Origin of the sequence: Bombella mellum (assembly GCF_014048465.1) — a bacterium.
GTDB lineage: Bacteria > Pseudomonadota > Alphaproteobacteria > Acetobacterales > Acetobacteraceae > Bombella > Bombella mellum.
The window spans coordinates 1-14,164 of the sequence record NZ_PDLY01000005.1 but is presented as its reverse complement, the minus strand read 5'-3'; the positions used below and the strand labels follow the sequence as shown (position 1 = coordinate 14,164).

The following is a 14,164-nucleotide window of genomic DNA, read 5'->3' as shown; positions in this document are numbered from 1 at the left end:
CCGAAAGCCCCCCTTCAACCAGCCCCATGTCGACTGAACAAGCCCCTCCTGCCTTCCACTCCCTTTTCCATCACCTCCGTCTCTCACGACAACGTGACACACGGAGGCGTCATGACGGACAGGTTACGGCCGTCATCCTTCATCAGACAGCCTGTCACGGGCCTGCCGCCGCTGCTTCCAGGGGGCATCACTTTCACCGGCCATGATGGACCCGTGCGGCACTATACGGTCCACCACCTGGGCCAGAGCCATCCGTTCGATCTGATCCACCACCGCCTCGGCCTTCTTGTAGGCTGAAGGCAGCTCGGAGGTATCAATCCTCCCGGACTGGAAGCGGGCATCAATATGCGCCGTCTCCTCGGCAAATACGGCCTCCAGGCTCCTGCCCTGCAAGGTCGCCTTGTGCGCCTTGCGGGTCATGTTCCGCCCGGCTCCATGTGGAGAGAATCCCAGAGCCCCCGGGCTGTCGCTTCCCTTCACGATCAGCACTGGCTGCCCCATGTTCAGCGGGATGATCGTCCGCCCGAGCCTGTCATGATCGTCAGAGAAGTCCTCCCAGGCTGGCGTGGCTCCCTTGGCGTGATAGTACAGCCCATGACGGCGGAAGACGAAATTATGCTCGTTCCAGAACCGGTCCCGGACATCCACGCCCAGGTCTCTGGCAATCAGGTCATGCACGGCTGAATGATTGAATCTGGTCCAGAGGCGGGCGAGCTGAAGGGCCTCCCAATAATCCTGCCCCACCTGGGAATCAGCCTCAATCCACGAATTGACAGGCAGGGTCTCCGGCGACCGGCACTGCGTATATTTCATGGCTTCCTTCATCCCCAGCTTGTAGAGATGGGACCCGACACCACGGGAACCATGATGGCTCACGACATAGGTATCCCCGGTCTTTTCAGAAACGCCCACGAAGTAGAAGTGATTTCCGTCCCCCTGGGTTCCCAGCTGGACCTTGGCATTGTGCAGTATTTTCTCAGCCCGCATGAACGGATTGTTCGCAAATGACCTGAGAAGCTGCGGATCAGGTGTCAGACGGTCTGACGTATTTCTGGCCAGTGGACCGAAACGCACATGACCGAAGGCTGTATCCATGACCAGGGCAGGGTCCACAGGCCCCAGATTGGTTGCCATCATGGAACAGCATATGTCCGCAGAATGCATTCCCGGATGGATGGCATTCTCTGTCGCCATGACACCCCCGACCGTGATGGTGCCTTTCGGTCCGGAAGGACAGGCATCCGGCAGGATGGCTACCCCCCGAACGGTCGGCGTTCTAGCAGCCTCCGTCATGGTGGCGATGCAGGCCTCCAGATTGGCCTGCTCCATCTCATTGTCGGCCTCAAGATTGATTTTCAGTTCCGGCACGTCGTCCTGAAGAGGAAGCCGGGCCACCGTATGTTCAGCCTCATATACATCCCTTACCTGCCGCAGGACCTCCTCACGGGAATGTTCTGACAGCAGCCTGTTGCCAAGAGCCGTAAGAGACGGAAGATAACTCCCTCCCGGAATACCCGCTTCGACCAGATCACGGTTCGTAATTACTTCAGTCATGAAAATCTCCTTTTCAGGATGACGCCTCTACAGCACATGAGGACATAAGGCGATACTCAATCAGGCTGTTCCTCATACTTCTCCCATCTTCTCCAGTCGGCCGGCTTCTTTTGACGGCCAGCCCTCTCCTTCACTCTCACAGGAATGTGAAACCGCTTGCAGGAGTAAACTGTTTTTTATATCTGCTTATGAGAATCATTCTCATATTGGAGAGACAGTCTTGCTCCGTCCCGTTTCGTCCAGACCATTTCAGGAGCTTCTCATTCTGGGAGGTTTCATCCTTCCATCATGCGTCATGGCGGCCGAGGCACCGCCCCCGCCAGGAACACGAAAAAACACGACACACAGAACATCTGCGACAGTTAACCCACCTGTCGAATCAATCCTTGTCCGTGGCAGGGCCCGTACCCTCCTTGCCGGTACGGGACAGGCAGCCCTGAAAACAGCCACGCCACTGGAAACCACACCCCAGAACCTGACGGTCATTTCCCGGGCCAGAATGGACATGCTCAACAGCCGCACCCTGACGGAGGCCATCCGCTACAGTGCGGGTGTCTCCGACTATGGCGGGAAAGATGACCCACGGGGCTATTTTGGTACCATCCGTGGCTTCACACCCGACATCTATCTTGACGGCACACGCACACCTAATGCCGCCACGTCACAGTCCTTCTCCATAGAACCCTGGGGCCTGGAGGAAATGGACATCATCCGTGGCAGCAGCTCCGCACTGTATGGGTCCGGCCAGCTTGGCGGCATCATCAATGCCGTCAGCAAGCGTCCCACACAGCACCAGACCAACATCATCTCCGTACAGGGAGGCAGCTATGCCCGGCGGCAGGGAGCCGTGGACATTGGGGGTAGCCTTGACAGGCAGGGCCACTGGCTGTGGCGGTTCAACGGGCTGATCCGCAAATCGGGCACCTTTGCCCACCACATCAAGAACAATGGAATCTATGTGGCTCCCTCCCTGCGCTGGCAGCCTTCCTCCCGTACGGACTTCACCTTCCTGAGCAGCTATGAGCAACTGGATGCGGGGTCCAGCTCGCAGTTCCTGCCCTATGTCGGCACGGTCGTGCCCACCCGGCATGGCTATCTGCCCCGCAACTTCCTGTCCGGCGACCGGAATTTTGATGTCTATTCCAAACGTCAGCTTTCAGTCGGCTATGCGCTAAGACAGGAGCTGCTGCCGGGCTGGACGCTCTCGCAGAACATGCGTTTTGCCCACATGGACGTACTGTATCGCACGGTTGCCCAGCCAAAGCTGGTCAACACGGACACGATATCCCGCACGGCCCTTTTGCAGTCCGGCAATTACAACACCACAACGCTTGATACACGATCGGAATGGAAAGACCATTTCGGTTCCCTACACAGCACCCTGCTTGCCGGGGTCGATTTCCGCAGCGACTTCATGGCGGAACGGCGTGGCGAAGGGAAAGCACCCAACCTGTCCCTCTATCAGCCGGTCTATCGGGCCATCGCCATGCCCGCCTATACGTCCAAGCGAAATTACAACACGACCGGAACGCAGACGGGCCTTTACGGGCAGGAGCAGGCGGACTGGCACCGCCTCTTCCTCACCCTCTCCGGTCGTGGTGATTTCACCCAGAGCGTGCAGGTCGACAACAGCACGGGCAGACGCACACCCCAGAAAGACAACGCCTTCACTGGCCGGGCGGCCCTGCTCTACCAGTCGGTCTGGGGTGTGGCTCCCTATGTCTCCTATGCCACGTCCTTCAGCCCTCAGCTTGGCACAACCTATGATGGCACCGCCTTCTCCCCGACACGGGGACGCCTGCTGGAGGCCGGGATAAAATACAGGCCCCGCAAGGACTCCATCTTTGGCGATCGTTTCCTGCTCACACTGGATGTCTTCACCCTGAAAGAACGGAACGATCTGGTGCAGGACCCTCTCCATTCCAGCGACAAGATACAGCTCGGTGCCCAGCGGACCCGTGGTTTTGAAACGGAATTTGTCGGACGTCTTCCCTACAGGATCGACCTTCTCGCCTCCTTCACCGTGCAGGACCCACGCATCACCAGAGGCAGTGCCGCCACACGGAACCAGGTAGGCCAACGCCCCGTGACGGTCCCTTCCCGCATGGCTTCCTTCTTCGTGCGGCGCAATTTCATCATCACACGTACCTTCAGTGCCGGAATTGGTGGAGGTGTCCGCTACACAGGCACAACGGCCGGTGCCCTGCCAGCCACCATCATCGTGCCCTCCCAGCTGGTTGGCGACATCGAGGCCCATCTTGATTACCAGAGATGGCACCTCCAGCTGAATGGCACGAACATTGCCAACTCCAAATATGTCTCCGTCTGCACCAACACGACCAACTGTTCCTACGCACCCGGCCGTGCCTTATTTGGCGATCTCTCCTATCGGTGGTGAACACCGATTGGACCATCCCCGCATGGGCGGGGAACAGGTTTTGTCATTTCCCGCATGTCGGCCTTCACGGGGTTCATCCCCGCATGGGCGGGGAACAGGGAGAACGCCTACCTCATGACAGGGAGGAAATCGGTTCATCCCCGCATGGGCGGGGAACAGAATGTGATCGGATATTACGATGACGGGACGGGCGGTTCATCCCCGCATGGGCGGGGAACAGGTCTCCGCTCTGGAAGGGAAGCGGTGTCGTGCCGGTTCATCCCCGCATGGGCGGGGAACAGGAGGTGATGCCCCAGTGGGCCACCAGCCTCACCGGTTCATCCCCGCATGGGCGGGGAACAGATCAGAGAAAATCGGCCAGTCCCCCGTGAGTACGGTTCATCCCCGCATGGGCGGGGAACAGTCCGTCAGGTATCTGGCCAGCTTGCCGCCGCCCGGTTCATCCCCGCATGGGCGGGGAACAGTCTGTGCTGGAGAAATCGGACCACACGCCCACCGGTTCATCCCCGCATGGGCGGGGAACAGAGATTCTGCCGGGGGACCAGAACGCTGGCCCTCGGTTCATCCCCGCATGGGCGGGGAACAGAGTCTTGAGACAAATGGAAGCGTCTCCAGTTCAGGTTCATCCCCGCATGGGCGGGGAACAGGCACGGATAGCGTCCCACACATGCTTGGTTTGAGGTTCATCCCCGCATGGGCGGGGAACAGTACGTTTTCACGAAAAAGTTCTGTGTGGCCGTCGGTTCATCCCCGCATGGGCGGGGAACAGTTCCATCCATGAAGTCAGCGTAGGGAGAGAAACGGTTCATCCCCGCATGGGCGGGGAACAGACTTCCTACAACATACTGTAAGACATGACTTTTTTTATTGTCAAAGACCGTACCAACTTAAACCAGAATTTAACATCGCTCTTCTTCGCTCTATTCCGGTCGAAAAGCAACCAGTTTCAATCCATCAAAATCAACTGGCATCCGACGATTCTGACCAGCCGTAAGAAACTCATATCCCTGATCGTTGGGAACATGCCAAACCATGACAGCATCGCCTTCAGACCCAAGGCCGAGCAGTACCTGCTCCCAGATCATCTCCCGTGTCCGTCTGGAATAGTTGCCCACATAGACCCCGGCCCGTATCTCCACCAGCCAGGCTGCCAGACGGCCACGCAGACGGGGCGGCGCATTGGTGACCACCACGACCAGCATCAGCGATGCCCCGGATCGCCAAAAGTTTCATCTTCAAAAGCGACGGGAACGGCCTCCGGTGGAGGTTCGGGACGGGGCAGACCACCTGCGGAAAGAACCTGCTCAATGGTCAGAATGATCCTCTCCAGCAGCTTTTCCTTGCGGAACCTGTCCCGGCAGGCCAGGCGCACCGCCCTGTCTGGCGTCATGTCCAGCCGCCCCCTTTCCGCCTTGCCTGCGATACGGAAAGCCTCTGGCACAACGGTTTCCATCTTGAAGATGTCCGCCACGTCATAGACGAAAGAAAGAGGCTTCCCGCTATGCAGAAAACCTACCGCTGGCGCATAACCCGCTGCCAGCACCGCAGCCTCGGAAAGACCATGCAGACAGGCCGTTGCCGCCGAAAGACAGCGGTTGGGAATATCAGAGCCATCCCAGTCTTTCCGGTCATAGGCGCGACGCTTCCAGCTGACACCATACTGGGCGGCCAGCAGAGCATAACCTTCCCTGACCCGTGCTCCCTCGATGCCACGCAGCTGGTCCACCGACCGCCGGGCAGGTGGCTCCTCCTTGAAACGCCGCCTGTACATCTCCCGCACGACACGCAAACGGGCCTCATCATTCAAAGCCAGACTGGCCTGCCATAACAGACGGTCCGCCCGTGCTCCGCCGGGCTGGCCAGCCGAGTACAGCCGTACACCTGCTTCTCCGACCCATGTAATCAGCGTGCCCACACGGGCGGCCAGAGACACGGCCGCATGGGAAATCCGGGCACCTGGTTCCAGCATGATGCCCGCCAGACCACCAACAGGAATCTGTGTTCTAGTACCATCAGAATTAACGGCTACAAAAGCACCATCCAGCACGTCCAGCTGCGCCCGCTCCACAAAGATCAGGGAAGCCCTGTCTTTCAGGGGAATTGGTTTCGGCGGGGCCAGACCGGGTAACCCGCCTTTCCCCGCCCCGCTCATGAAGCCCGCCGGATCAGCATGAGGCCGCAACCAAAGGCCTTGGCCCGACCAAAACCCCGGACAAGCTGGGCCAGAAACGCTTCCGGGTCTGTCACCTCCAGCTGGCCTGAGAGATCCAGAATGCCGAAATCAGGCCGATTGTTCCTCTTCCGTTCGTTTCCAAAACGTGGAAGCGTCTCGGTATGATAATCATCGGCAGACACATGATGCGGCACAAAACCCGCTTTCTCACCCTGTCGTGTCAGCCAGGCGAGACCTTCTTTATAGGCAAGGTCCATGCGTTTCTCTGCCCGTTCCTTCTTCGGAATAGAATGAATCGCATCCAGAACGACATCCACACGCTTGCCGATATTACGCTTCATCCGTGTCGCATTGACCTGAAGCTGAAACTCAAGCCTGTCCCCTGCCTTCAGTTCAGGGGCAAAAAGCTTGCACTGAGGAGGCTCGAACAGCTCGTTATCATCCCGTGGAAGGCGCGGAGAGAGAGTAAGAAAGCTCCCGTCACTTTCTGCACGCCAGAGAAAATCCCGCTTCTGGTTGGGATCAGTCGCAAAGGCAGACCAGAGCATGTGATGCTGGGAGGACCGTCTCAACCCTGCGTCAGGCTCTCTCAGGGCAGCTTCCAGAACACGGACGGCCGGACTGCGGGAAAGGCGAAATCTGCTCAGATACCAGTTCATGTCAGCTCCTTTCTCAGCAGGTGGGCGTGACGTATCCTGACTTCCCGTGAGGCAAAGTGCCAGCGTTGCCGGTCCAGCGGAACATCATTCACAAGATCACGATGACTCCCTTGCTCACCAACGATCATGACCTCTTTAGAAAGCCCAACGTGTTTGGAGAGCCAGATAGGCACTTTCACCCGTCCCAGAGCCTCATCAACCGTATCAGCCTGTATGATCTGGGGATTTAACGGTGATGAAAGCGGACAGGATTTACGGCCAAGATAGAGCGTGAAATATGGCTTCTGTAACGCTGCCGCAATCTCTTCCAGCCCGTCACCCTGTACGGCCACACCGTAAAACACGCCTGCCCGATAATCACGCAGGGTGATGCTGGTCGTCAGCCGCCCCCCGGCGGCCCGGATGGCTTCCGGGCGTGAATTTGGCTTCTTCACCACTGCGGACGGAACGGACTGGATGGTATGGAAATCCCGCAGGGGTGCCCCGCTGTCAAACACCGCCACGTCAATCTTCAGACTGTCCAGCCCGGAAAAATCACCATCCCGCCGGATGCCCAGAGCAGCTCCCATCAGCCCGATCAGGGCGGAGCGTCCCGGCCAGAGCAGCGATCCTCGCCGCTCGTGCCCTGCCAGTTCGCCCATCGCTCCCAGAGAGGCCGAGAGCGAAAACACCAGATAAGGAGAAGCCATCACTTACCCCGCACGGCTTTACCTGCGAAGGCGGCAATCTCATCCACTGTTCCCTCTCGTCCAAGATGCATCACAGCTTCAGCGTCCCAGCACTGCCCGTAAGCCCTGTCGATGGCTCCACGCATCTTCTTCAGTTCCTCAATGGAAGTTTCCAGAAGAGGTCTTTCCTTCACAGCATTGAAGAAAGCTCCAGACAGGTCACGGGGTGCCTGCTCGCCCCGTTCCGCCAGCATGAAATGCGCCCGCGGATGATGTGCATGACTGTTCTGCTTGCCACGAGGCGTGGCCTGAGACAGTGCCCGAGCCAAGGCTTCCATGGCCCTGACCGCCAGCTCCCTGTCACCGGCAAGATTGTCGACCAGCAGGTCCACATTCACACAGACATACTGATAAAACACGCCCGTGCCGAAAGCACTTTCTCCAATATGGGCAGCTCCCTGCTTATCATCCCTGTTGAGATCATCCACGGCAGAGAACCAGTCCTCCTGTGAGATGGAACGATGGGTCGTGAAAGCGTGCGCCACCTGCACGGCAGCATCCCTGTTGAAATCCGTATCAGAGGCCAGCATACGCCCGAACATGGCCACGTCCACGGCTCCATCGGCACGCCGCAGGACAAGTTTCTTCAGTCCCTTGTCCTTGGGCAGCTTCTCCCCGGCTGCCGCTTTTTCCGCCAGCTCCTCTGCAAGCCTGCGTTCTTCAGGTGAAATGAAAGCCAGGGTCGTGGCGATTTTCGCATCAGACCCTTTTTCAACGGGTTCGAGCTTGCCAAAAATGGCCGCTACCGTATCCGCCGCCTCCAGAGCATCCTTTTCCACAACGCCTTTACCAAGCAGATGCTGCACCAAATCCCCATGCAGACGTTTGGTACGCTTGCCCATATGATCAGTCAGGTCCTGACTGAAGAACGTGCTCTCCCGCAAGGCCCGTTTGACCGACTGCGACGAATGCCGCAGGCGTACTTCGCCCCCCATCTCCACCTGTTTGGGTTTTCCCATGTCATCACGGTTGGGGTTGGAAGGCCCATATGTTGTCAGGACATGAAACTGAACAAATGTTGTCATGATGAAATCCTCTCCATACTCACGGATCATGACCCGCAGAACGCAGGCCTCAGTCCTCTTTTTCCTCGGGCATTTCAGAATCAAAATAATCAAGGCACCAGCGGGTTCTGACCTGATCATTCCAGAGAATCATGTCCCAAGCGAGCCTTGCCACATTGCACCGTCCCCCCGTCAGCCCCAAGGCACGACGCAGCAGATCGAGACGCTTGTCGTCATCAGCTGACATCAGCTGTTTGAAGCGCATGTGGGACAGCAACCGTTCACCGCTCGCCCCCCCCAGAAGACTGGCCAATGGTCTGGGATCATGTTCCCGAATCTCACCAAGAAGAATGAGCAGATGACTGAAGCGTTTCAGTTCATGCTCATTCAGGTTGAGCTGACATCTCAGCTGCTGTGTGGCAGGCTCAAACAGCACATCAGGGAAGCACCCACGGCGCAGTCTGGCACTCAGGCCACGGGCTGCCGTCTGATCCATCCTGACCAGCCCGTCCCCACTCGAGGTACGGGCGGACAGATTGGCACGCCACCACGCCAGCACCTGTACACCTATGTCTCTTTTTGCGCTCATGCCGTTTTCCCTTTCTTTTCTGGGCGGGAAATATTCAATGCAGTGAAAAGAAGATCACCAGCCCTGCCATAACCCCGCAGCTCCAGACCAAGAATCTTTCCGGCCGTCATGATTTTCTCCATTTCCTTCATCGGACGGTCCACCAGCCCTGACCGTAGCAGAACATCAAACTGGCTCCAGGCCTGCCTGCTCAGCACCCTGAGCCAGAAAGAGGCAGGATTGGTACCGCGCACGATTTTCTGGATACAGTCATGCAGATGCGTCTCCGTTTTCAGATAGAACTCTTCACGCTGTATCTCCCGTGCTTCACCCGTCGAGCACAAGGGAACCAGAGCACGATTGAGCATCTCCGCCACCATATGAGCGGCCTTGATAAGCGTTTCCAGCTGATCCAGCTCGTCAACTGACAGAATCCGCACAGGCTGGCGGGACTGTATGAAGTTTCTCGGACTCATGTTGTTCATGGCCCAGCCTGCCACGATGACCGAAAAACTGTCCTCCGGTCCTGCGTCTCCCCTTCTTCCCCCGTTCCATTCACGAATGATGAGAGCCAGCTCAGCCAGCCCATCAGAATGCTGACGGCTGGCAGGTTGCGCCACAATGACACCCAGCCAGTTTCGGTATCCGAACCGGCCCGGCCTTGGATGACGGGGCAACAGTTCCGACCCGGCCTTCAGCCGATAATAAGGACTTAACGGATGCTGCCACTGGGCATAGTTGGTGCCATAAGGTTTCTGTATGACACCCGTTATCCTGCCCCCCTCCTCAACAAGACGCAGACGGCGAGGCATTCCGAAAAAGGCCTCCACATCAAAGCCTCTTGTCTGATCAGAAGGCTGCACCACCTGCCCGGCTTCCGATGTCCGTGTTGGCCTCATCCAGGGCAGGGCCTTCATGTCAGAAGGACGGCCAAAAGGCACATTCAGCCAGACGAGATCCCACAGTTCCCTGCCAGGATCAACAAGCGTCACAAGCGGGCCACCGCCACGCATGGATGTCCGATTTCCGGCACCACCAGAAGGGGCGAAGTTCTGCAACGTATACAGGGCCATGGCCGCTTCCGACAGGGTCAGGGCCTCATACCGGTCACGATGCACCATGACGTCAATATTGTTACGCTTTGTCTGCCCTCCTGCACTATCGATGAACAGCATGTCGACAGGATTGGGCGCACCATCCAGCCGTTCATGATCCTGAAGAAAGCGAGGGCCATCACCAAGCAGGAAGAAAGCTGGCGCAAAAGAAGCCAGCCGTTCCTTGAGCCGTTCCGGCTCAGGCCGCTTCCGCCCATGCCACTCCTCTTCATCAGCAGGAGGATCAGCCATGTAAACAAGCCCGACCAGAAGCTCCAGACAGGCAATATTGAAATCCGCCCGAGGCCAGTCAGGCAGATACACGCCAGCCTCCGCCATCTGCCAGGGCGCAATAATCCGTCTCCTTCCATCGGTACATTTCACAGGGATCCACTGATCCATGATCAGATTCATCATGTCTGGGCCTTTCTCTCGATCAGACAGAAATTGCTCCATAAGATCACTCCCTGGACGCAAAGATTATCGATGATCATCAGCGTCCAACTCGGAATATATTTTCAGCAGGCCCATGCAGACCACGAAGCCACTCCATGATGGAATCGTACCGGATTTTATCACGAGAAGATTCTTTACGAATTCAACATCAGTCGCTTTCACAAGAAAATGAAAGTTCAAAGTTATGTCTAAGGACATGGAATACACTCCGGCCAACGACATCTCCCTTTCAGAAAACGTCATATTTTTTCAGGCGATAGAAAGATATCGCCCCTTGCTGCGATTTATGATTTTGCGGTACCGTGAGCGTCACGCAAAAAGGTAGCGTTAAAAGGTTACTTCATCTTTTCCCTCCTTTTTGTTATTCGGCCGCGCCAACGGCTGAATATGTGGAATGTGTGAGTCCTTGAGAATCTGATCCCTCTGGGACTCACACTTTATCATTAGCATTTTTCTTCCTGTCTCACAATATCCCTTAGATTTAGTCCACCCTTGGCTTCCAAGAAGCTCATATGAATTTATTCAAATTTCAACCCTCCAAAACATATGATATCCAAAAATCATCCCCGCATAAGCGAGGAACAGTCTGAGAAGACCACTATTGCCCTCCAAAAAGCTCGGGCCATCTCCGCTAAGGCGAAGAACCAAAAAAAAGTCCTCTTCCCTCATCATAGCACAGTCCCTTGCAAATTTCTCCCCCCGGCATTTGCACAGGACACAGCAGAATGTCTGCGTTTTCCCGTTTCCATTTCGGCCAGTCTTTTTTCACCGCCTGTATGGCCGGAGCGTCCTGATCAGGCATGTCCAGCGGCTTCAGCCACCGGCTGAGCACCGAGACTTCTGAAAGCATCCACAAAGCCCGCAGTTTCTGGTCATCCTCCTCCGCCTCCTGATGAAAAGACTCTCCCATCGAGGCCCACGGGACAAGTCCTTTCTCCGTCTGTCGGGCCAGAACGAGAATGCTGGTCGCCTCCCCAAGACGGGTGGGATACAGCACATCATCCTGCCTGCCGCCTCCACTCCGATAGTCTGTCTCAATATTCACCACATTCTGTAGGGCCAGCCCTTTCGCAGCGTTACCTTTCCCGATCTCATCCATATCAGCCCGGTCGAACACGGCCGGAAGAGGTTCGGCATCCTGCGCATACACGGCTTCCATCAGAGAACGCAGCCCCTCTGGGGCCGTAATCTGCCCTTCCCGAAACAGGACCAGAGCTGTTCTCCACATATCAGGCAGGGAATATATTCTGGCCCCCTTCCCAAACATGCCGTGCAGCCAACGGGCATCCCGCACATCGGCAGGGTCCGGAGAGAGGACCTTCAAAACAGGAGCCGGTACGGGACGCTCCTCAGCCGGACGTAAATCCATGTGCCGCCAGAGCCGCCCCACACGCTGGATCAGAGACCCGATTGGGGCTAGGTCAGAAACCATCAGATCAAAATCCAGATCAAGGGATGCCTCGACAATCTGGGTCGAAACCAGCACATACCCTCTGCGCTTCTTCCCATTACGCCCCACACGCCCCAACACGTCCTTTTCCAGCCTCTTCCGATCACAGAGAGCAAAACGGGCATGTAAAAGATGCGCCTCGATACCGACCTGCCGCAGAGCAGCCACCGCAGCAATGGCATCGTCCACAACGTTACGAATCCAGACACAGGCCGCCCCCTTCTCGACCCCCTGTGTCAGATACTGAAGAGCCTCATCCTCCGTACTGATCCGCTCCACCGTGACAGGTCCTTTCACGGGACGTTCATCAGCAGCGAACTCCGTCATGGTGGCCCCTCCTGCCACTGTTATGGCCGGGTAAGCTGATGACTCGGAACTGCCTTCATATGTGGCAAGCAACCGTTTGCGCCACTCAAGAGGAAGCGTTGCCGTCAGCAGAATGGCCGAACCTCCCATCGCCCGATGCATTTTCAGCAGGGTGACCAGTATCTCAGCCATATAAGGTTCACCCATTTCATGAACCTCATCCACCACCACAATCTTGGAGGCCAGCCCATAGTGCCGCAATGTCTGAAAGCGTACACGCAGGGTCGATAACAGGGCCTGATCCACTGTCCCAACACCGACATCAGCCAGCAGTGCCCGCCTGTTATCACCCGCCAGCCACTCCGAACTGGTAATGCCTTTCCCATCATCATCAGATGCCGCATTGGTTCCTTCCACCATGACATCCCTGAACAGGACAGACAGCCCGGCCCGCCCATGAGCCAGGGTGACAGACGGATTCTGAAAAATTTTCCCCACGATACGTGCCGTCCTGTCAAACATGGCATCAGCCGTAGCCATCGTGGGCAGGGCAAAGAACAGCCCCCTGCCTTTACCTGCCAATGCCATACGCTGCGCCAGAATGAGTGCGGCTTCCGTCTTACCAACGCCCGTTTCTGCTTCCAGGACAACCAGAGCCGGACCATCCGGTAGTGGCAGGGTTTCACAAGCTACCTGCAGGGGGCGCAAGACAAAATCAAACAGGGGTTCGGAGCATGGCTCCGCCCCTCCCAGCCCGGCCTCTTCCACCGCCGTTCTGGCCACCAGTCGAGTTCCCTCAAGATATTCGGCAGGCCCGCTGTTCAGTTCCTTGGGCAGGAACCATCTTGTATTGGACCCTACCCAATCTGCCGCCGTACAGAGACCAGACAGCCACCATGAAACATGTCGGGCCTGTCCCAAATCAAGAGACGCCAGAGAAGCCTCTGGCCACAAATCCCTGAAAACATCCAGAAAACGTCTGGCGGCTTCCTTCCCTTCACCAACGTGCCGTCTCACACATTCTCTGAATTCACGTCCATGCAATGCAAGATCTGGTGGACGTCCATGGTGGCCAGCTATCGAGGCATAAAGTATCCGACGGACTGTCAGTGTCCCTCCCAACCAGTCGGCCAGCATGTCGTCATGAGCCAGCAGGAGTATTTCGGTCAGCTCCCAGTGTGAAGGGATCCCCCCTCCTTCTCCACGCAACATCCTTCGAAACTGATGACTGAATTTCCCCAGATCATGCAGTCCTGCCAAGGCAATAAAGGCCTGCTTTAGTACAGCAGGCCAAGATGATGATGCAATCAACTGTTCGGCAACTGCTGCCACATCAAGCATATGATAAATTGCAGGATGTTCGATCATCTCGGGAGGGCGGGCACTCTTTGCGGGCCACTCAGACCATTCCTGCATGACGGATCACCCTTCCCGTTCAGTCGTCACTGACAAAGAAAGGCTAGCAAGTCAGGTGCGATGAAGGAAGCTTCATACCAACCCTTGCGTTTACCGACCTGATTTATATTTGAGGGGGAGTATATGGATGGATGCGGGGGTAGGATTTGAACCTACGACCTTCAGGTTATGAGCCTGACGAGCTACCGGGCTGCTCCACCCCGCGTTGGTGGGTGGTCTTTATGGGGGTGAGGTGAGCGAGGGGACCTGGCGGCGACCGACTTTTCCGCTCCTTAAGGAGCAGTATCATAGGCGCTGGAGGCTTTAACGGCCGAGTTCGGGATGGGATCGGGTATGGATCCTCCGCCATGGCCACCAG

10 protein-coding genes, 1 tRNA gene, 1 rRNA gene and 1 CRISPR repeat array are annotated in these 14,164 nt (G+C 57.0%); of the genes, 1 reads left to right on the top strand and 11 read right to left on the bottom strand.

All coding sequences use genetic code 11. The annotated features are described in order from the left end of the window. Positions 1 to 132 precede the first annotated feature (132 nt). A complete protein-coding gene (locus tag CPA56_RS07990; RefSeq protein WP_195805141.1) occupies positions 133 to 1,554 on the bottom strand; it encodes an RtcB family protein in 1,422 nt (473 codons plus the stop codon). 220 nt (positions 1,555 to 1,774) lie between these two features. On the opposite strand from CPA56_RS07990, the gene CPA56_RS07985 reads away from it, so the two are divergent. Further along, positions 1,775 to 3,952 (top strand): TonB-dependent siderophore receptor, encoded by a 2,178-nt coding sequence (locus CPA56_RS07985; RefSeq protein WP_229707551.1) that lies wholly within the window; start codon positions 1,775 to 1,777, stop codon positions 3,950 to 3,952. 8 nt (positions 3,953 to 3,960) lie between these two features. Continuing rightward, positions 3,961 to 4,782: direct repeats of the CRISPR family, unit length 29 nt; unit sequence CGGTTCATCCCCGCATGGGCGGGGAACAG. A 90-nt stretch (positions 4,783 to 4,872) separates the two neighbouring features. On the opposite strand, the gene cas2e is transcribed toward CPA56_RS07985, so the two are convergent. The 10 genes from cas2e to rrf all read right to left on the bottom strand — a co-directional run bounded on the left by cas2e (position 4,873) and on the right by rrf (position 14,164). After that, positions 4,873 to 5,154 (bottom strand): type I-E CRISPR-associated endoribonuclease Cas2e, encoded by a 282-nt coding sequence (cas2e, locus tag CPA56_RS07980; RefSeq protein ID WP_182041497.1) that lies wholly within the window; start codon positions 5,152 to 5,154, stop codon positions 4,873 to 4,875. Continuing rightward, positions 5,154 to 6,104: a type I-E CRISPR-associated endonuclease Cas1e gene (gene cas1e, locus CPA56_RS07975; RefSeq protein WP_182041496.1), complete on the bottom strand. Its 951-nt coding sequence runs from the start codon at positions 6,102 to 6,104 to the stop codon at positions 5,154 to 5,156. The genes cas2e and cas1e overlap by 1 nt, the downstream gene beginning before the upstream one ends. Beyond that, positions 6,101 to 6,784: a type I-E CRISPR-associated protein Cas6/Cse3/CasE gene (gene cas6e, locus CPA56_RS07970; protein ID WP_182041495.1), complete on the bottom strand. Its 684-nt coding sequence runs from the start codon at positions 6,782 to 6,784 to the stop codon at positions 6,101 to 6,103. The genes cas1e and cas6e overlap by 4 nt, the downstream gene beginning before the upstream one ends. Continuing rightward, positions 6,781 to 7,473, bottom strand: coding sequence for a type I-E CRISPR-associated protein Cas5/CasD (gene cas5e, locus CPA56_RS07965; protein ID WP_182041494.1), 693 nt, complete (start codon positions 7,471 to 7,473; stop codon positions 6,781 to 6,783). Before cas5e ends, cas6e begins: the two co-directional genes overlap by 4 nt. Further along, a complete protein-coding gene (cas7e, locus tag CPA56_RS07960) occupies positions 7,473 to 8,537 on the bottom strand; it encodes a type I-E CRISPR-associated protein Cas7/Cse4/CasC (protein WP_182041493.1) in 1,065 nt (354 codons plus the stop codon). The genes cas5e and cas7e overlap by 1 nt, the downstream gene beginning before the upstream one ends. A 49-nt stretch (positions 8,538 to 8,586) precedes the next feature. After that, positions 8,587 to 9,105, bottom strand: a complete 519-nt coding sequence (casB, locus tag CPA56_RS07955) for a type I-E CRISPR-associated protein Cse2/CasB (protein ID WP_182041492.1) — start codon at positions 9,103 to 9,105, stop codon at positions 8,587 to 8,589. After that, positions 9,102 to 10,595 carry a type I-E CRISPR-associated protein Cse1/CasA gene (casA, locus tag CPA56_RS07950; RefSeq protein WP_182041491.1) on the bottom strand — a complete coding sequence of 498 codons (1,494 nt, stop codon included), beginning with the start codon at positions 10,593 to 10,595 and terminating at the stop codon, positions 9,102 to 9,104. The genes casB and casA overlap by 4 nt, the downstream gene beginning before the upstream one ends. 670 nt (positions 10,596 to 11,265) lie before the next feature. Then, entirely contained in the window at positions 11,266 to 13,806 is a 2,541-nt protein-coding gene (gene cas3 / locus CPA56_RS07945) for a CRISPR-associated helicase Cas3' (protein ID WP_182041490.1), read from the bottom strand. A 128-nt stretch (positions 13,807 to 13,934) separates the two neighbouring features. Then, positions 13,935 to 14,011, bottom strand: a tRNA-Met gene (locus CPA56_RS07940). A gap of 39 nt (positions 14,012 to 14,050) precedes the next feature. Further along, positions 14,051 to 14,164, bottom strand: a 5S ribosomal RNA gene (gene rrf, locus CPA56_RS07935).